At 51.1% G+C, this 18,701-nt stretch carries 13 protein-coding genes and 1 tRNA gene; 7 read left to right on the forward strand and 7 right to left on the reverse strand.

Annotated elements, in window-relative coordinates; all coding sequences use genetic code 11:
* The first annotated feature begins 97 nt into the window (after nucleotides 1–97).
* On the forward strand, nucleotides 98–1,348 hold the full coding sequence (locus HQ48_RS07160; RefSeq protein ID WP_044232792.1) for a peptidase U32 family protein: 1,251 nt from the start codon (nucleotides 98–100) through the stop codon (nucleotides 1,346–1,348).
* 76 nt (nucleotides 1,349–1,424) lie between these two features.
* On the opposite strand, the gene HQ48_RS07165 is transcribed toward HQ48_RS07160, so the two are convergent.
* The 3 genes from HQ48_RS07165 to HQ48_RS09400 form a co-directional block, all read right to left on the reverse strand.
* A complete protein-coding gene (locus tag HQ48_RS07165; protein WP_052409014.1) occupies nucleotides 1,425–2,420 on the reverse strand; it encodes a YitT family protein in 996 nt (331 codons plus the stop codon).
* A gap of 79 nt (nucleotides 2,421–2,499) precedes the next feature.
* Complete coding sequence (leuS, locus tag HQ48_RS07170; RefSeq protein WP_044232794.1) at nucleotides 2,500–5,280, reverse strand: leucine--tRNA ligase; 2,781 nt, start codon at nucleotides 5,278–5,280, stop codon at nucleotides 2,500–2,502.
* A 206-nt stretch (nucleotides 5,281–5,486) separates the two neighbouring features.
* Nucleotides 5,487–5,627 carry a hypothetical protein gene (locus tag HQ48_RS09400; RefSeq protein WP_160225946.1) on the reverse strand — a complete coding sequence of 47 codons (141 nt, stop codon included), beginning with the start codon at nucleotides 5,625–5,627 and terminating at the stop codon, nucleotides 5,487–5,489.
* A 533-nt stretch (nucleotides 5,628–6,160) separates the two neighbouring features.
* Between HQ48_RS09400 and HQ48_RS07175 the strand changes: the two genes are divergently transcribed.
* The 5 genes from HQ48_RS07175 to HQ48_RS07195 all read left to right on the forward strand — a co-directional run bounded on the left by HQ48_RS07175 (nucleotide 6,161) and on the right by HQ48_RS07195 (nucleotide 11,013).
* Nucleotides 6,161–8,782, forward strand: coding sequence for a valine--tRNA ligase (locus HQ48_RS07175; RefSeq protein WP_044232796.1), 2,622 nt, complete (start codon nucleotides 6,161–6,163; stop codon nucleotides 8,780–8,782).
* 38 nt (nucleotides 8,783–8,820) lie between these two features.
* On the forward strand, nucleotides 8,821–9,273 hold the full coding sequence (locus tag HQ48_RS07180) for a hypothetical protein (RefSeq protein ID WP_044189817.1): 453 nt from the start codon (nucleotides 8,821–8,823) through the stop codon (nucleotides 9,271–9,273).
* Nucleotides 9,274–9,324: 51 nt separating this feature from the next.
* Nucleotides 9,325–9,397: transfer RNA gene (locus tag HQ48_RS07185), tRNA-Thr, on the forward strand.
* A 201-nt stretch (nucleotides 9,398–9,598) separates the two neighbouring features.
* A complete protein-coding gene (locus HQ48_RS07190; RefSeq protein ID WP_044232798.1) occupies nucleotides 9,599–10,726 on the forward strand; it encodes a DNA replication/repair protein RecF in 1,128 nt (375 codons plus the stop codon).
* A complete protein-coding gene (locus tag HQ48_RS07195; RefSeq protein ID WP_044189811.1) occupies nucleotides 10,723–11,013 on the forward strand; it encodes a DciA family protein in 291 nt (96 codons plus the stop codon). Before HQ48_RS07190 ends, HQ48_RS07195 begins: the two co-directional genes overlap by 4 nt.
* A gap of 6 nt (nucleotides 11,014–11,019) precedes the next feature.
* On the opposite strand, the gene HQ48_RS07200 is transcribed toward HQ48_RS07195, so the two are convergent.
* The 3 genes from HQ48_RS07200 to pdxH are packed head-to-tail and all read right to left on the reverse strand — an operon-like array spanning nucleotide 11,020 to nucleotide 13,821.
* Nucleotides 11,020–12,669, reverse strand: a complete 1,650-nt coding sequence (locus HQ48_RS07200) for a beta-N-acetylhexosaminidase (RefSeq protein ID WP_052409015.1) — start codon at nucleotides 12,667–12,669, stop codon at nucleotides 11,020–11,022.
* Nucleotides 12,670–12,693: 24 nt separating this feature from the next.
* Entirely contained in the window at nucleotides 12,694–13,134 is a 441-nt protein-coding gene (locus HQ48_RS07205) for a DUF695 domain-containing protein (RefSeq protein ID WP_044189808.1), read from the reverse strand.
* 39 nt (nucleotides 13,135–13,173) lie between these two features.
* Nucleotides 13,174–13,821: a pyridoxamine 5'-phosphate oxidase gene (pdxH, locus tag HQ48_RS07210; protein WP_044232800.1), complete on the reverse strand. Its 648-nt coding sequence runs from the start codon at nucleotides 13,819–13,821 to the stop codon at nucleotides 13,174–13,176.
* A gap of 828 nt (nucleotides 13,822–14,649) precedes the next feature.
* On the opposite strand from pdxH, the gene HQ48_RS07215 reads away from it, so the two are divergent.
* Nucleotides 14,650–17,187 carry a hypothetical protein gene (locus tag HQ48_RS07215; protein WP_044232804.1) on the forward strand — a complete coding sequence of 846 codons (2,538 nt, stop codon included), beginning with the start codon at nucleotides 14,650–14,652 and terminating at the stop codon, nucleotides 17,185–17,187.
* A gap of 203 nt (nucleotides 17,188–17,390) precedes the next feature.
* On the opposite strand, the gene der is transcribed toward HQ48_RS07215, so the two are convergent.
* Nucleotides 17,391–18,701, reverse strand: coding sequence for a ribosome biogenesis GTPase Der (der, locus tag HQ48_RS07220; protein WP_044232806.1), 1,311 nt, complete (start codon nucleotides 18,699–18,701; stop codon nucleotides 17,391–17,393).

Here is an 18,701-nt window from a genome sequence, read left to right on the forward strand (position 1 = left end):
CCGTGAATATCTGCGTTTTGCCGTATCTTTGTGCGATTTTTCCTGTTTCTTAACTAGAGGCCACGGAGAAGAGAGCAAAATAAGGTCATTAACTAAAATGAGAAAATCAGACTACGAAATTATGGCGCCCGTGGGGTCGTACGAGTCCCTTATGGCAGCCATTAACGCAGGGGCAGACTCTGTGTACTTTGGCATCGAGGGGCTAAATATGCGCTCCAAGAGTGCCAACAACTTCACGACCGAAGATCTCTATCGCATTGCCTCCATCTGCCGAGAGCATGGCGTCAAGAGCTACCTCACGGTCAATACCATTATATATGACGAAGACCTCACGCTGATGCGCCAGATCATCGATGCGGCCAAAGATGCGCAAGTGTCTGCCATCATCGCTGCTGATGTCGCTCCGATGCTCTACGCTCGTAGCGTCGGTGTAGAGGTGCATTTGTCCACCCAGCTCAACATCACTAACGTAGAGGCCCTTCGTTTCTATGCGCAGTTTGCCGATGTCGTGGTACTTGCTCGTGAGCTCAATATGGATCAGGTGGCCAAGATACACCAAGCAATCCTAGAGGAGCCTATCACGGGGCCTGCAGGCGAACCGATTCGCATTGAGATGTTCGTACATGGTGCCCTCTGCATGGCCGTTTCGGGTAAGTGCTACATCAGCCTTCATGAGCAAGGCAAGAGCGCCAATCGAGGTTCTTGCTCGCAGGTTTGTCGCCGTTCGTTCCAAGTCAAAGACAAGGAGAGCGGTGTAGAGCTTGAGGTTGATAACCAATATATCATGAGCCCCAAGGACTTGAAGACTATTCACTTCCTCAATAAGATGCTTGATGCAGGTGTGCGTGTGCTCAAAATCGAGGGGCGTGCCAGAGGCCCCGAGTATGTAGATGCCGTGGTGCGTGCCTATCGTGAGGCTGTGGACGCCTATTGCGCAGGGCAATACAACGAAGAAGCCATAGCACGCTGGGACGAGCGCCTAGGTGAAGTCTTCAATCGTGGCTTCTGGAATGGCTATTATCTCGGTCAGCGTGTCGGCGAATGGACACCAAACTACGGTTCGTCTGCAACGAAACAAAAGGTCTATGTCGCCAAGGTAACTAAGCACTTCGGTAAGATTAACGTAGCGGAGCTACTCATCGAGAGCGGTAGTGTAAAGGTGGGCGACGAGGTGCTCATCTCTGGGCCGACGACAGGCCTCGTTCGCTTCCATGTGCCCGAGATCCGAGTAGAGCTGGAGCCAGTGCAAGTAGCCGAGAAGGGAGTACTATGCTCGATCCCTGTACCCGACAAAGTGCGTCCGGGCGATAGAATGTATCTATTCGTGGATCGACTGAATAAGCAGTAGCAAGACTAACGACTAATAAAAAAGGGAGCCGTGGCTAATTGCCACGGCTCCCTTTTTTATTGATATAGGACTTCGCTTACTTCTGGCTGATGCTATCAAATCCTCGTCCGTAGACGCCCTGTACTTCTCCAATAGTCACGAAAGCCTGTGGATCGATGCCCTCAATTAGGCGTGTAATCATCACAGACTGACGTCTGCGAGCCACGACTACAATGACCTTGGAGGGTTGACCAGTATAGCCCCCAGTAGCCTCAATAATGGTGGAGCCTCTGTTGAGCTTCTTGGTGATCACCTCATTGATCTCCTCGTACTTGCTGCTGAAGATCATCATCTGTACCGAACGGCGGTTGCTTCGGATGTACCAGTCCAGCGTGATGGATACAAGGATCACTTGAATGATCGAGTAAACAACCTTCTCAAGTGCCATCATCGGATCCATCGGATTGACCGCCAAATATACGTTCACAAAATAGGACGCTACCACAATCGTGCCGTCGACAATCATAAAGATGCGCCCGAAGGTCATACGTTTGTATTTGCTGATGATGGCCACGATCACGTCCGTTCCTCCAGTGCTGCCGTTAGCAGAGAACACAAGCCCCAGCCCCAGCCCAATGAGCAGAGAGCCGAGTATGAGCGCCACGACGGGCTGATCGGCTAGGATCATCAAGCGGAAGTTGCTCTCTAGGCTCTGATCTGGTACGGCAATGCTCGTCATTTCCGAGATCGCAAAGGCTAGAATGGTGATGCTGATGAGTGTCTTGATGAAGAAGTTTTTATCCAATAGGAAGAACGCCAACACCAATAGACCGACGTTGATGATGTTGTACGGTATCGCAATGTCGATCCCCGTAGAGAGCATAATGAGGTTACACAGCCCAGAGAGTCCGCCCGTAGTGATGCGCTGAGGGAAGATCAAGAAGCTAAAGCCAATCATGTAAACAATGATACCAAGCCCTACTGTGACCATATCACGTCTAAAGTACTTAGACACGAGCTGTGTGCGCAGCTCGTGCTGCAGGTCGATGAAGTGCTGCTTGATGTAGGCAGAGAAGTTGTTTTTTTGATTCATAAAGGTTCTATTAATACGAGCTGTTTGGCCATCTATTGTAGGATAGACCAAACAGCTCTTTATCTATTTTCGTAGGGATCTAGAGGACTATATTGACGATGCGCTTGGGCACTACAATGACCTTCTTGGGTGTCTTGCCCTCGAGCCATCTAGCTGCCTCTGGTGCGGCTAGGGCTGCCTGCTCTACCTCTTGAGGGGACATCGTAGCTGGTAGCTCGATGGTGAAGCGCGTCTTGCCGTTGAAGCTCACAGGATAGGTGAAACTATCCTCCACGAGGTAACGCTCGTCGCACTGTGGCCACTGCGCCAAAACGATAGAGCCAGCCGACTTATCGCCCGTCAGACGCCACAGCTCCTCGGAGATGTGAGGGGCATACGGGCTGAGCAGAATGAGCAGCGGACGAAGCACCTCGAGTGAAGTAGTGCCGAGGCTTTGTAGCTCATTGACACAAATCATGAAGGCCGAGATAGACGTATTGAACGAGAACTGCTCGATGTCGTGCGTGGCCTTGCGAATGAGCTTATGTAGAGCTTTGAGCTCCTGCTTGCTCGCAGGCTTATCCTCCACCCGGAGCTGCTCACCGTCCCAGAATAGCCCCCAAACTTTCTTCAAAAAGCGGTGTACACCGTCAATACCGTTGGTATCCCAAGGTTTGCTTTGCTCCAGAGGGCCGAGGAACATTTCGTACAAGCGAAGCGTGTCTGCACCATAACGCTCGATGATCATATCGGGGTTCACCACGTTGTGCATGGATTTGCTCATCTTCTCGATCGCCCAGCCACACACATATTGTCCGTCCTCTAGGATAAACTCGGCAGTAGAATACTCTGGCTGCCAAGCCTTGAAGGCCTCGAGGTCCAGCTTGTCGTTGTGAACGATATTGACGTCTACGTGTATCGGCATCACATCGTGCTGATCCTTGAGCCCATGTGATACAAAAGTATTGGTCCCCTTGATGCGATAGACGAAGTTGCTTCGTCCCTGAATCATACCTTGGTTGATGAGCTTACGGAATGGTTCGTCCTCGCAGATCACGCCTAGGTCGTAGAGGAATTTGTTCCAGAAGCGGCTATAAATCAAGTGTCCCGTAGCGTGCTCCGTCCCCCCGACATATAAATCTACTTGTCGCCAGTACTCATTAGCCTTCTTGCTTACGAGCGCCTCATCGTTGTGCGGATCCATATAGCGCAGGTAGTAAGCAGAGCTACCAGCGAAGCCCGGCATCGTGCTTAGCTCGTAGGGATAGCCCTCGGCTGTGTGCCAGCCCTCGGCACGCCCTAGCGGTGGCTCGCCCGTCTCTGTGGGGAGGAATTTGTCTACCTCGGGCAGACATAGTGGAAGTTGCCCCTCCTCGAGTGGCATCGCTACACCGTCTTGATAGTAGATAGGGAAAGGCTCGCCCCAATAGCGCTGACGGCTAAAGATCGCATCACGCAGACGGTAATTAACTTTCACTCGTCCGATGCCTCTCTGCTCAATCTCTTGCTTGATCTTAGCCTGTGCCTCATGCACGCTGAGCCCGTCAATCAGGGGAGAGTTGATGAGCGTACCGAGCTTGCTATCCTTGCTCTCGCTCCACTCGGCCGGATCGCTCTCCTGCTCGCCCTCGGGGACAACCACTTGGCGAATGGGAAGGTCGAAGTGGCGGGCGAAAGCGAAGTCCCTGCTGTCATGTGCAGGTACCGCCATGATAGCTCCCGTGCCATAGCCTGCGAGCACATAGTCGCTGATCCAAATGGGGATACGCTCGCCGGTAATGGGGTTGATCGCATACGAACCAGAGAAGACGCCACTGGTGCGCTTGTCCATCATACGCTCACGCTCGGTCTTGCGCTTGGTGGCTTGGATATACTCGTCCACCTCGGTGCGCTGCTCGGCTGTAGTCACGAGCTGTACATACTCGCTCTCGGGGGCGAGTACCATGAAGGTAACGCCATAAATCGTGTCGGGGCGGGTGGTGAAGACGATCAGCTCCTTGTCGCTCTCTAGGCGGAAGGTCATCTCTGCCCCTTCGCTGCGACCAATCCAGTTGCGTTGGGTTTCTTTGAGGGCGTCCGTCCACTCTAGGCTGTCTAGACTAGAGAGCAGACGCTCCGCGTATGCCGATACACGCAGGCACCACTGGCGCATCAGTCGTTGCTCTACGGGGTAGCCACCACGCACGCTAAGTCCCTCGCTCACCTCGTCATTGGCCAGTACGGTGCCTAGGCCAGCACACCAGTTCACCATCGTATCGCCTAGATAGGCAATCCGATAGTTCATCAGGGTTTGCTCTTGCTCCTTGTGGCTCATCTGCTGCCACTGCTCGGCTGTGAGCTCTAGCTCCTCGCCTGCGTGGGCATTGAGGCCAGCTGTGCCATGATGGGCTAGATGTTGCTTGAGCTCTTCGATAGGACGAGCTTGGCAACGGGCCGTGTCGTAGTACGAGCCGAATAGCTTGAGGAACGTCCATTGCGTCCACTTGTAGTACGATGGGTCGGAGGTCTTGAACTCTCGCTCCCAGTCGTAGCTAAAGCCGATTTTGTCTAGCTGCTCACGGTAGCGTGCCGTATTGACCTCAGTGGTCTTGGCAGGGTGCTGCCCCGTCTGTATTGCGTATTGCTCGGCAGGCAAACCGAAGGCATCGTAGCCCATAGGGTGTAGTACGTTGAAGCCCTGTAGTCGCTTGTAGCGAGAGAATATATCCGAGGCGATGTAGCCTAGCGGGTGCCCTACATGAAGCCCAGCCCCAGAGGGATAGGGGAACATATCGAGTACGTAGTACGGAGGGCGAGAGGGGTCTTCGCTGGTGCGGTAGACCGCAAGCTCCTGCCAATAGGCTTGGCTGCGCGCCTCTATATCCCTAAAGTTGTATTCCATCAGTTTACCTTAATGTTATAATGTCTATTGCTTCTGATCTCTGGGTCAATCTCTCTGAAATTGACGCACAAAATTACGAATTATCCTTTACTCCCTCGGTAGATTTTGCCTCCCTTGGCGACGCATCTTGGATATTTGTCCACAGTGGTCGTGCCTTAACCTCCCTCGTCTGCCATAGGGCGAGGGCTTCTGCCTTGGCTAGGCTCTTACTGTTTCTGGCTTGGCGAGTACCCTACGAGCAGCAAACCAAGGGTTGTGTATCGGATCTCTCTGCCTAGCTCCGCCGTAGAGGTGCCAATGCAGCCTATGTCGAGTTCGGATTGCTTATGCCAGCCTAATGCACTCATTTGTCTGCTTTTTTGTTAAGTTTTGCAAATGAATTATGCATGAATTTGGTGGAATGGCTAGACGGTTTCTAAAGGTTGGTGGAAGTTTGGAGGAAATTGAAGGAAAGATTTTGGCCGATTGATGGGCGCATCTCGGGGGATTAGTCCACCAATCCCATAAGATTGATGGGGAGAAATGGCCCAAAATATGGTACGAGCATACGCAATATGCGAATAGGCTTCTTTATTTGATTGTTTGTGAGTGATTTGTGATTCTCTCGTTTTTAGGGAGATTTTCACTTGCCTAGTATTCGATCCCAAAATAGCCTCGGATGCAATATCGGGCCTCCTAGGGGCCAAATACGAGGTTTGCTGTTTGGTTGCGCATGCGCTTGATAAGTGCTCAATGGACATACAAAAGCGTAAACGAATGTATAAAGTGCAGCATCTAGAGGAGTCGAAAATCTGGGGTGTAGATTTTAGTTAGCCTCTGCCCTGATGTAAAATAAGCCATTATCCTTATCTTTGTATGCTTAGAACGATAACATTAATCAATGGAATTAGCAGCTAAATATAACCCCGCCTCAGTAGAAGGCAAATGGTATGATTACTGGATGAAGCAAGGCTTCTTCCACTCTACCCCCGATCAGCGTCAGGCCTATACAATCGTGATACCACCACCCAACGTTACGGGCGTCCTACACATGGGGCACATGCTCAACAATACGATTCAGGATATTCTGGTGCGTCGTGCCCGTATGAAGGGGTTGAACGCCTGCTGGGTGCCCGGTACAGACCATGCCTCTATCGCTACCGAAGCCAAGGTTGTGGCTAGGCTAGCCAGCCAAGGCATCAAAAAGACAGACCTAAGCAGGGAGGCCTTCCTCGAGCATGCTTGGGACTGGACTCGTGAGCATGGAGGCATTATCCTAGAGCAGCTCAAGCGCCTAGGAGCTAGCTGCGACTGGGAGCGTACAGCTTTCACTATGGACGAGGTGCGTAGCCAGAGCGTGCTTGATGTATTCGTAGATCTATACCGCAAGGGGCTTATCTATCGTGGTGTGCGTGTGGTAAACTGGGACCCAGCAGCACGTACAGCCCTGAGCGATGAAGAGGTTGTCTACAAGGAACAGCAGGGAAAGCTCTACTATCTGCGCTACTATGTAGAGGGAGAGGATCGCTATGTCGTGGTCGCTACTACTCGTCCCGAAACGATCATGGGCGACACCGCTGTGTGCATCAATCCCAAGGACGAGCGCTACCATGACCTCAGAGGCAAGAGCCTCATTATCCCTATTGTCGGGCGTAGCGTGCCAGTGATCGAGGACGAGTATGTAGATCTTGAGTTCGGTACAGGTTGCCTCAAGGTAACGCCAGCCCACGACATCAACGACTATGTACTGGGCGAGAAGCACCAGCTTGAGACCATCGATATATTTAACGACGACGCCACGCTCAACGAACATGGTGGGCGCTACGCAGGCATGGACCGCTTCGAGGTGCGTAAGCAAATCGAGCTAGATCTCACCGAGGCAGGTCTGATGGAGCGTGTAGAGCCGTATACCAATAAGGTTGGCCATAGTGAGCGCACCGATGCCGTGATCGAGCCTAAGCTCTCGATGCAGTGGTTCCTCAAGATGACCGAGCTCTCTAAGCCCGCCCTAGAGGCTGTAATGACGGATGAGGTGAAGCTACACCCAGCTAAGTTTAAGAATACCTACCGCCACTGGATGGAGAACGTCAAGGACTGGTGTGTGAGCCGCCAGCTCTGGTGGGGGCATCGGATCCCTGCCTACTACTTGCCCAGCGGTGGCTACGTGGTTGCTGCGACGGCCGAGGAGGCTCTGGAGCTGGCTCACAAGCAGGACCCTAACCTCAAGCTAGAGGACCTTCGTCAGGACGAGGATTGCCTAGACACGTGGTTCTCTTCGTGGCTTTGGCCAATCAGCGTCTTCACGCCTGCTCTAGGAGAGGAGAGTGAGGACTTCAGATACTACTACCCTACGGCGGATCTAGTTACAGGCCCAGATATTCTTTTCTTCTGGGTGGCACGTATGATCATCGCAGGGTATGAGTTCAAGGGCAAGAAGCCTTTTGAGAACGTTTACCTCACAGGTATTGTCCGTGATAAGCTCGGACGCAAGATGTCCAAGAGCTTGGGTAACTCGCCCGACCCACTGGAGCTGATCGATAAGTTCGGAGCAGACGGTGTGCGTATGGGTATGATGATGTCTGCGCCTGCGGGCAACGATATTCTTTTCGACGAAACTCTCTGCGAGCAGGGACGCAACTTCTGCAATAAGATATGGAATGCCTTCCGCCTCGTCAAGGGTTGGGAGTGTGATGCCACTAGGCCTCAGCCCGAGGCTGCAAGGCTGGCGGGGCAGTGGTTTGCACAGCGTTTGAGCCAAGTGGCTCTGGAGATTGATGATTTGATGAGTAAGTATCGCATCAGCGAGGCGCTTACGGCTATCTACAAGCTCATACGAGATGACTTCTCCTCTTGGTACCTCGAGCTGGCTAAACCTGCCTATGGAGATCCAGTTGATGCGCAGACACTCGCCGAGACAGAGAGCTTCTTCGAGGCGCTACTGGCGCATCTTCATCCGTTCATGCCATTCATTACCGAGGAGCTATGGCAGGCGCTGCGTGAGCGCACCGAGGGTGAGAGCCTCATGGTGAGCCTACTGCCCGAGATCGGCTCTGTCGATGAGCATTTCTTGGCTCGCTTCGCCCAAGCTCAGGAGATCATCAGCGCCGTGCGCAACGTGCGTACGAGCAAGAACCTCTCTCCACGTGAGGAGCTTAGCCTAGAGGCTTCGCCCGCTTTTGGTAGCGAGCTAGATGCCGTATTGGTCAAGCTCTGCAATCTCAGTGAGATCAAGCGTGTGGAGCAGAAGAGCGAGGGAGCTGTTAGCTTCGTGCTGGGGACGGATGAGTTTGCTGTGCCTATGGCAGGCCTCATCGACGCAGCCGAGGAGATCGCCAAGCTGGAGGCCGACCTAGAGTATCAGCGCAAATTCTTGGCTTCTGTGGAGAAGAAGCTCAGCAACGAGAGCTTCGTACAACGCGCTCCTGAGCAAGTGATTAGCCTAGAGCGCAAGAAAAAGAGCGATGCCGAGAGCCGTATAGCGACCATTGAGCAGAGCTTGGCAAGCCTCAAGGCAATGCTTTAGATGTCTATTATACTGTAACCTAAGCAAGAGATAGAATTATGGGATCGACAGAGAAAGAAATTCAGTTGCTGGGTAGGCTCTTCCAAGACCTCCTAGATGAGAGTAATCCTAGGCGCCTACAGACGGGGCTTAGTGACATCTTCGTGCGTATCGATGCCGAGCGTGGCGAGGTCGCACTCTATGGAGATGACGACGAACTGATCAATACGAGTGTGATCTTCTCTTGGATACGTCCAGAGGATAAGTCGATCGGCGAGGATATGATCGCTCAGCTACGTGATGCTATCGCACGTCTAGAAGCTAAGGGTTTTTGGGAGCATGATCTGTTTGAGCGCCCATTCTCCATAGAGCTTGTGGGCGAGGACTTCCAGACTATCGAGGAGTTACTCTTCCTCGATGACGATTTAGTCAAGGTTTCGACGCCTCTTTTGGAGGGTCTGAATGAGGATTTAGACAATTTTTTGGGCAATCTCTTGGCTGATTTGAAATAAACAACTAATTTTGCATCCGTTTTCGAGTTAGGATACCCCCAAACTCGATTGGCCGAAATAGCTCAGTTGGTAGAGCAATTCATTCGTAATGAATAGGTCACCGGTTCGAGTCCGGTTTTCGGCTCTGAGATCAGATTGTTGTTAATGTGTGTTGGCTATGCCGTGTATCCTTCTTCCCAGAAGGATATGCGGCTTAGTTTTTTGTCCACTCCCTACACTCCATTCGTTTGGTTACATACTTATTCCCCCTCTAGAGGTTGATACGGCTGGCCACTCGGTGCTCTTGAGCGCACTCCGTTAGCGAAAGTATCAATATCTTTGCGCCATGATACTCAAACAGCTACATATCATCAACTTCAAAAGTATTGCCACGGCAAGTATGAGCTTCTCGCCCAAGGTGAATTGCTTCATCGGGCTAAATGGTATGGGGAAGACCAATATCCTCGATGCTCTGCATTACTTGGCTTTTACCAAGAGCCACCTTGGGATTACGGACACCCTTGCTGTGCGTCGTGGGCAGGAAGCAGCAGTGCTCGATGCATCTTATCGGAGTGTACAGGGAGATGATAGGCAGCTGATCCTACAGATACGCCCCGGGCAGAGAAAAATCCTCAAGCGTAATAAGAAGGAGTACGACCGTCTGAGCGAGCACATCGGGCAGTTCCCCCTCGTCATTGTGTCCCCACAGGACTACCAAATTATCTTAGGAGGGAGTGAGGAGCGCCGCCGATTTCTAGATTTGCAACTCTCTCAGCAGGACGCTGTATATATGTCTGCCCTTAGCCAATATACCAAAGCTCTGCAACAGCGCAATAGCCTGCTCAAAGCCTCTGGTGCACACGATGCTCTGCTCGATGTGCTCGATCTACAGCTAGATCGCTTCGCAGAGCTCATCTGGGAGCGTCGGCGAGCTTTCGTAGCCGAGTTTATCCCACACTTTAGAGAGATCTATCGAGCCATTGCCGAGGAGCGGGACGAGGTTGGGCTGGAGTACCGGAGCGCTCTAGACGAAACGAGTGGCAGACTCTATGACCTGCTACGCCAGAGCCGTGAGCGAGATCGGTTGCTTGGGCACACTACGCAGGGGGTGCATCGAGATGATCTGCTCATGATGCTTGCCGACGAACTCATCAAGCGTGTAGGGAGTGAGGGGCAGAACAAAACCTTTTTGATTAGCCTCAAGCTCGCTCAGTACCGCCTACTTAGCCAGCGCAACGCCGAGCGTCCGATGCTCCTCTTGGACGATATCTTCGACAAACTAGATGCCGAGCGAGTGGGGCGGATTATTAGCCTCGTGGGTGGAGAGGATTTCGGACAGATATTCATCACAGACACCAATCGCAAGTACCTCGACGAGATTATTCATAACTGGGGCGAGGACTACCGCATCTTTGGGGTAGAGCATGGCGAGATTACCAATCTCTCCGCCAACCAAACGACAGCAATACGATGAATAGAGATCAGACACAGACTCTAGGTGAGCTCATGCGCCGAATGCTAGGCGAGGAGCCAGATATGCATGAGAAGTTACTAGAGATAAGAGCAAAAGAAATCCTCCCAGAGATACTGGGAGGATTGATGAGTATGGTAGGTCGAGTAGACATCAGAGATGGTGTACTCTATATGCAGATTAACTCTGCTGCCGTCAAGCAGGCGCTCATGATGGAGCGCAATGCCTTCATTCGCCGCATCAACGATGCCGTTGAGGCCGAGCTGATCAGAGAGGTTCGGCTGTACTAGACTTAGCTACATCGCCTTGTCTAGGTGTCGCCCTTCTGTGCGGTAGAGCTCAAATGGTGCACGATATGGGATCCCTGAGCGAAGCAAGTCGTCTAGCACTGTGGGTAGAGCCTTGGCGAAGCGAGTCCACTGCCTACGAGGCAGCTCTGTCCACCCAACCTCGGCTAGAGCTAATGCTCTCGGGTAAGTCATGTAGTAGGCACGGTCAATATCCTTGATGGCTTCGCCCCAAAGCGTCCCCATAACCCCAGAGATATGTGCGTTGGCCTCGGCAGTCACCCCAGAGGTCAAGTCCCAAGTATAGGCCTGCTTGAGTGTCGTAATGGGCATGCCCCAGTTGTTGTGCTCGGGTAGGTCGCCTGCGTACTGAGGATAGTCGAAGTAGGCAGACTCACCCGGGGCTAGAATAAGCTCGTGTCCGCTCTGCTGCGTCAGCTCGATACATTTGGGCGTTAGGTCCATGCGCCAAGAAACGAGGGCGACATCGGAGGGATAGTCGAATAGGAAGCGACTGGCTGGCATGCGTATCTCGTCTAGCTCGCACCACAGCATCGGGCGGAAGCCGTGCTTGCGGGCTGAGGCTAGCACACGCTCAAAGAAGTACCCCATTAGCTGCTCGGCGGACCGATAGCCAAGTTGCTGCATCAGCTGTCGATGCTCTGCACTAGTGGCCCAGTTGCGTTTGATTGCCGACTCGTCGCCACCTAGGTGTAGCCTGCTACCTTTGCGGAAGATACGAGCAAGGCTGGAGAATACATCATCTAGTACCTCATACACACGGGGAGTTGTGGCCGATAGCATGACGTTGTCCGTGCGTCCAAGTACGAATGTAGAGTCTGGGTGCATATCCCCTCGTAGCTCTGGGTATGCCGTCAGTAGGGCTGCTGTATGGCCGGGTACGTCGATCTCTGGGATAATCTCTATGCCACGTTGTTCGGCGTATGTGATCAGCTCTCGCAGATCTTCGGCGCTGTAGTAGCCATTCTCCTCAACTCGTTTGCTATTCGAGCGCTTGGCTCCTACCTCGGTTAGTCGGGGATACTTATCTACTGCCAGTCGCCAGCCTTGGTCATCGGTTAGATGCAGCTGTAGTGTGTTGAATTTGTAGTACGACATTCGCTCTATATACTGCTTTACCGCGTCCACGGGGAGGAAGTGCCTTGCTGGATCCAGCATCAGCGCACGCACCCGATACCTAGGTGCGTCCTCTATTTGTATATAAGGTAGTTTGATGCCATGGCTGTGCTGCTGGGCAGAGAGGAGGATCTGGCGTAGGGTCATCAGACCATAATAGACACCTTGTGGAGCCCCGCCCTCAATGAGGATTCCACTTTGGTTGATCGTCAGCTTATACGCCTCTGTCGATGTTTGCCAGCTGGTTGTAAGTTTTAGCCTAATATCCGTACGACCTCCCTCAGATAGCTCTAGGCGACAGAGATCAGAGAGCATTGTTTGTAGTGTATTTTTGGCGAACTGGAGTTTTGTCCCTTGGGCTTCTACCCCTACACGCTTGGGTAGAGTGAGGTATCCCTGCGTAGTTCTTAGACTATTGGGATAGGGAATGAGTGCCGGCTTGGCGCTCAGTTGCCCTGACCAGAGTAGCCAAAATGTAAGGGCTATGACTACGTATCCTTTTAGATTTAGTGCCTTGGCCATTTGGGTGTTTAGGTTTTAGGGGTGTTAGTCTTCGCTTTCTGTATGTTCCATGGAGAGCATATCGGTGTATTCCTCCCAATCTGAATCTTCCTCGCAGTGTATCTCTAGGGGCAGTTTTTCGTATTCGGCAAGACATTCGTTGAGCCTCTGGCCAAATGTGGGGAGATGTCTCGTATAGAATACCCAGTACTTCACACCTCCGCCAGTGTAGTTGCCTGTGAGAATAGCTAGCTTGTCCCGCTCCATGATGCGGCGTAGCTTGGGCTCGATTTCAGCGATCAGTGCGGCGTCGTGCTCGTTGGGCATTCCCTCTGCATCGGCTTGGTAGGGCCAAGCGATCTCTGCCCTTATCTTGAGCGAGCCAGTGGCTCTAAATTGCTGGAGGTCTTTGCGCCCAGTGACGAAGACAAGTTGCCCCTGCTCCGACTCACTTAGAGCGGTAAACCAGTTGTCGGTTAATTTCATTCTATTTGTCTATTGAGGTTGATTAATTTAGGGAGGAGGCTACGGCGCTACACGCTCTATACTCCACGAGTCATCAGCTTGCCGAGTGTAGACAAAGCGATCGTGCAGACGGCTATCTCGCCCCTGCCAAAACTCGATACGTTCGGGCGTGATTGCCCAGCCGCCCCAATGGTCGGGGCGAGGGATATGGCGGCCCACATAGCGCAGACTCTCGGCGGCGAATAGGGCCATGATATACTCTCTAGAGGGAATAGGTTGGCTCTGTGGTGAGATGCGTGCGCCTATTCGGCTTTTGTAGGGGCGCATATCGAAGTAGGCGTCACTCTCGGCCTCGGATAGTCGCTCTACTCGTCCCTCTACGTGGATTTGCCGCTCTAGTTCGTGCCAGAGAAATGTGGCAGCCACCTGTGGGTTTTGCTCTATTTGCCGGCCTTTTCGGCTTTTATAATTGCTGTAAAAGATAAGCTTCCCATCCAAAACTTCCTTGACCAATACCGTACGTATGCTCGGGCGTGCCTCCATGGTTGCCGTACCAATAATCATAGCTGTTGGCTCATTTACCTTGAGCTCAATGGCTTCTTGTAGCCACTGATTGAGTAAGTCAATTGGCGAGGTGGGCAGATCTTTCCGCCCAAGCTGGCGACTGCTGTATTCGCGCCGGATATTTTCTAAATGGAGATCTCCCATGAATGTGCTTATTTGTGATGATTTGTTGCGAAACAAAGGTAAGAAAAGTAGCTGTCGGTTGGTATCCTCATGTATTTTCTGTTGTTAATTTGTAAAAATTAGAAGAAAATCCCTTATAAATGATGTACAATATTATTTATTTTTATCTGTTGATTTTGTGTTTCAATGTGCTATATATCTGAATATTATGTTCGTTGTACAGTATTTCATAAAATGATGGGTTTGCTAAGTGTAGCCTAAGGGTTGTAACATTTGTTACACGTTGTAGATTATCTTGTGTTGTACTTTCGTTCCAGATTTTTGCACTTATTTAAGTAACCTTACTACTAACTCAGTGCAGATCCGTAGGGAGAGCTGGAGCATAGATATTGGTTTTGTGAAGGCTATGGAGGTGGAAACTATCATATCTGTAGAGTGAAAGCCAAAAAGCGAATGTAAGCGACCAGCTTTTTCATTGTGCTAGGGAGTTGATAGGGAGGATGGCTATTGGCTGCTCCTAGGGAGTGTGATGAAGATCGGTGCAACACTTATTATTAGTAACATAGATATAAATTTAAGGAAAAAAGTATGTGTCGCCTAAGCATGTCTTTTTCTGGGGAAAAGGAGTTCTACAGAAGCCCAGTCGTAGATGAGATTGCATTGTCCAAATGTGGAATAAATCTATTGGAGAGCCTTTCGATAGAGGGGTGCGTCAAGGGATGGGAAGACGGAGAGGATATCATGGTAACCGATGACTATTAAGTTACCAAAACTACTATTCACATTTTGCTCTAGTGTGTATCGCCATAAAGCTATGTCGCTGATACGCCTTTAACGGAAAAATCAAAGATGAAACAGAAATTTAACTCGATATTCGTTTGTCTGGTAGTCGCATCTACACTGTCGCTCGCTGGCTGCAAAAAAGATGATATTATACCGAAGGAGGATGTAAACTCTACGCAGAGTGAGCAGAAACTGGAGGGGCAGTGGGAGCAGGAGATTGAGATTGCTCTTGAGGGAGATGCCAACCTTGATGTGGAGCTTACCGCTCCCAAAACATCAGATAAGGAGGAGGCTCGCTATCTGTCTACTATCACCAAGTCCACTAAGAAGCCTATCAACTTCAAGTTCTCACAAGCCGAGATCAACAACCCTAAGAATCTGCGCATATTCATAGTACAAGGTGTGCAGCAGAAGTTCGTTTGCTTGACAATGCTGGACGTAAAGCCCACGATTAAGGAAACGAAGGATCCCAAATGTCCCTACAAGATTTACTACTCTGGTAAGGTTAAGCTTGTGGGGCATAAGCAATCTTTTAAGAGCAGTGACTGGTACGTCAGTGCTGTTTATGGCGATACAAGCTATCCAAACTGGAATGACTCTAGCACAACCTATGTGGTCGATGAGAATCAACCTAAGGAGATTGATTTCAACCTTCCCCTTGTGGCTCCTTGGACGAAGTTAGAAACTCGAATAGCAGGCCATGATCCGCTGTTTGGCCGACAGAAGAATCTGTCCTTTACCCCAGACGGTGTGCTACTTCGTGTTGATATTCTCAGCGATCTTATCGAGAATGTACCTATCAAGGAAGTCCGTCTAGAGGGAACACAGTTTATGGGTTTGTCCACGCCTCCCAGATACGAGAAGCCCGATGGGACGCTCACGCTCGAAGATCTTATAGACGGTGCTAAGCCTAGAATTACGGAAACTCCTATTAGTGACTCCATCGTTTGTGCACCTATCAACGGAGGTAAGCTGGCTATGCTCCCCGGAGGTGCTCGTCGTAGTGTCTATAAGTGGACTTATCCTCGCAAGGATCACAATCAGGCAGGTAAAGCAACTCGTGTCTATGTGCCGATTGAGATTATGCCGGGTATTGGTCAGCGCCTCATAAGTATAGATGAGAGTACTGGCAAGATGAAGACTCAAGCAGTCGATAGCTATGATACTTATTCGGAGATTCCCGCAGATCAGACAGAGCTGCCTAACGAAACGAATAAGAACTATCGCAATAACAATGACCCGCTCTACGGGTACCGTAAGCAGCTTCTCCCCATTGCCCATAAGTATGATATGGGTAAGACCTACGTGATACCTGCGACAGTAACCTCCGACCTCATGATATCGGAGTACTATACGCACCCAGCAGATGATCCTAGTCTGCTCTATGGGCAGGGAGGAGAGAAAGGCTTTAGCGTTGTTGAGATCTATAACCCTACCCGTAGTGACATTGACCTCTCCAATTATGGTCTTATTCGTTTGGCGCACCCTAAGGGTAGCACTACCGATGGGGCTTACGAAATGATTAGCGCTCGTGTGTTCCCCAAAATTCAGCAGGGGGGGCTCAAGGTTTGGCAGGAGCCTAGTAATCACGACCCCGTAGACGAGCTCTTCAGTGCTAAGTCTGGCTCGGGTGAGAGCTTCTCTGCCTTTGGTATCCACAACCAAAGCATTGCACCTGTCAAGTGGCATCAAAATACTATTGCCACGAGAGGTGGTCGCCTCGGTTATGCTCTAGTTCAGCCTCTTGATGGCTGGGGTATCATTAGAGATCCCAATGATGGTAGCATTAAGGGTACCGATGGTTTTTCTCCTAAATGGCGTCCCTCAAAAATGATGCTACTAACCTACATTCATCGAGACCCCAATGTTGCAGATCCTAGGAAAGCACTTTCGGTAAAGAAGCTAGACGTTAATACGGTAGGTAGGGACTACGTACAGGAAGGATACTCTACCTTGCGCAGAGGCTTGGCCAGCTGTGTCCCAAATAGTAGACGAGTATCGGACGGTGGCCCCAATATGCTCGGCCCCGATCAGACCGCTATTATCCTCTCTAGTGGATATACAGATAGCAGGCTGCCCATGAATCGGACAGAGCTAAGTCAAGATACATGGAAGCATGGAGCTCCCTATGTTTTCTCTAGAGTTCAGACGGCTGCGAGCCAAGGATACTGCAAGTACGTTATTGCCCTAAATAATGCGAAGGTCAAGGAGCCATCGGCTAGATATACTTACGACCCTGATGGTGCGACGAATGACTATCATGATTTGGACGTTCCTATCTTGGTGCGCTTGCCTAGGAATCCAGTTGTCAATAATATGAATGTGATTGTGGATGGCCCTTGGTCTGCGTGGCAGGCCTACAAGATCCATAAGCGATATGGCATGGATCAGTCTATTCGTCAGAATGTAAAGGGAGTTAAACACGAGCGTAAGCATGTGCTTAAGCTAAGTCCTCCTTTGGTCTTCAACCAGTCGTACCTGACCAATCCTCAGTACCTCAATCGTTCGCACTACATTAATCATGCCACGTTGGGGGTAGCGGAGCAACGTCAGTACACCCAGAAGTATGATGCCAATAACTATAAGAAGAGCTGGAGCAAGTAGTCTAGCTTAATCATTGATAAACCATAGGGGTGTGGCCAGTTTATTTTGGTCGTACCCCTATGATTTTGGCACAGCGGCAGTGTGCAGCTGGCGCAGGTATCCAGTCATGCTGTGGGGCCAGATATACGAAAATCCCCTCCTCTGCCTCGTGAAATTGAGAGGTGGAGGAGGGGATTGGTTCGTTCTGTCGTGAGACGAGGCCGTTACTTCTCTCGAATGAAGATGTTGATAGGTGTGCCGCTGAAGTTCCAGTTCTCACGAATGCGGTTCTCAAGGAAGCGGCGATAAGGCTCCTTGACCCATTGAGGCAAGTTGCAGAAGAAAGCAAAGCTAGGCACTGCCGTAGGGAGCTGCATCACATACTTAATCTTGATGTATTTGCCCTTGGTGGCGGGAGGAGGTGTCGCCTCGATGATGGGGAGCATTACCTCGTTGAGCTTGCTCGTAGGGATACGTGTACTTCGACGCTGATAAACCTCCTGTACTGTCTCGAGTACCTTGAAGATGCGCTGCTTGGTCAGAGCCGAGATGAAAATAATTGGGAAGTCTGTGAAGGGAGCCAAGCGAGAGCGAATAGCGTCCTCGAAGGTCTTGATGACTTTCTGGCTCTTGTCCTCGACCAGATCCCATTTATTGACGCAAACTACCAAGCCCTTGCTATTCTTCTGTATGAGGGAGAAGATATTGAGGTCTTGGCTCTCTATGCCTCGAGTGGCATCGAGCATCAAGATACATACGTCGCTATTCTCAATGGCTCGTATCGAGCGAATGACCGAGTAGTACTCGAGATCTTCGTTTACCTTACCACGTTTGCGGATACCTGCGGTATCGACGAGGTAGAAGTTCATGCCGAACTTGTCGTAGTGCGTATAGATCGAGTCACGTGTCGTGCCAGCTCGGTCGGTAACGATGTTGCGTTCCTCTCCGATAAAGGCGTTCACGAGCGAGCTTTTGCCTGCATTGGGTCTGCCGACGATGGCAATACGTGGGCAATCGAACTCTTCTTCTGCCTCTGTATCCTCGGGCAGTGCCTTGACGATCTCGTCGAGCAGGTCGCCCGTGCCACTACCGTTGATGGCAGAGATGCAAATTGGGTCGCCTAGACCGAAGCTATAGAACTCGGCTGCAGCGTAGTGTTGGTCGAAGTTGTCGGCCTTATTCGCTACAAGCAGCACTGGCTTCTTGGTGCGGCGGAGTTTAGAGGCGACCTCATCGTCGAGGTCAGTCGTGCCATTCTCCACGTCCACGACGAAGAGAATCACGTCTGCCTCCTGCATGGCTACCTCCACTTGCTTATTGATTTCCTCCTCGAAGACGTCCTCACTACCAACGACCCAGCCGCCAGTATCGACGATAGAGAACTCCTTGTCGAGCCACAGTACACGACCATACTGCCGATCTCTTGTCGTGCCAGCCTCCTCGTTTACGATGGCTTGGCGGGACTGCGTTAGACGATTGAAAAGGGTAGACTTGCCCACGTTGGGGCGTCCGACTATTGCGACTAAATTACTCAT

Origin of the sequence: Porphyromonas sp. COT-290 OH3588, from assembly GCF_000769075.1 — a bacterium.
In the GTDB taxonomy this organism is placed as follows: Bacteria; Bacteroidota; Bacteroidia; order Bacteroidales; family Porphyromonadaceae; genus Porphyromonas.

What these genes read in the sequence shown, in the direction of transcription:
- HQ48_RS07160 (WP_044232792.1), top strand. Translation starts at nt 98, where the DNA reads ATGAGAAAATCAGACTACGAAATTATGGCGCCCGTGGGGTCGTACGAG.
- HQ48_RS07165 (WP_052409014.1), bottom strand. Translation starts at nt 2,420, where the DNA reads ATGAATCAAAAAAACAACTTCTCTGCCTACATCAAGCAGCACTTCATC.
- leuS (WP_044232794.1), bottom strand. Translation starts at nt 5,280, where the DNA reads ATGGAATACAACTTTAGGGATATAGAGGCGCGCAGCCAAGCCTATTGG.
- HQ48_RS09400 (WP_160225946.1), bottom strand. Translation starts at nt 5,627, where the DNA reads ATGAGTGCATTAGGCTGGCATAAGCAATCCGAACTCGACATAGGCTGC.
- HQ48_RS07175 (WP_044232796.1), top strand. Translation starts at nt 6,161, where the DNA reads ATGGAATTAGCAGCTAAATATAACCCCGCCTCAGTAGAAGGCAAATGG.
- HQ48_RS07180 (WP_044189817.1), top strand. Translation starts at nt 8,821, where the DNA reads ATGGGATCGACAGAGAAAGAAATTCAGTTGCTGGGTAGGCTCTTCCAA.
- HQ48_RS07190 (WP_044232798.1), top strand. Translation starts at nt 9,599, where the DNA reads ATGATACTCAAACAGCTACATATCATCAACTTCAAAAGTATTGCCACG.
- HQ48_RS07195 (WP_044189811.1), top strand. Translation starts at nt 10,723, where the DNA reads ATGAATAGAGATCAGACACAGACTCTAGGTGAGCTCATGCGCCGAATG.
- HQ48_RS07200 (WP_052409015.1), bottom strand. Translation starts at nt 12,669, where the DNA reads ATGGCCAAGGCACTAAATCTAAAAGGATACGTAGTCATAGCCCTTACA.
- HQ48_RS07205 (WP_044189808.1), bottom strand. Translation starts at nt 13,134, where the DNA reads ATGAAATTAACCGACAACTGGTTTACCGCTCTAAGTGAGTCGGAGCAG.
- pdxH (WP_044232800.1), bottom strand. Translation starts at nt 13,821, where the DNA reads ATGGGAGATCTCCATTTAGAAAATATCCGGCGCGAATACAGCAGTCGC.
- HQ48_RS07215 (WP_044232804.1), top strand. Translation starts at nt 14,650, where the DNA reads ATGAAACAGAAATTTAACTCGATATTCGTTTGTCTGGTAGTCGCATCT.
- der (WP_044232806.1), bottom strand. Translation starts at nt 18,701, where the DNA reads ATGAGTAATTTAGTCGCAATAGTCGGACGCCCCAACGTGGGCAAGTCT.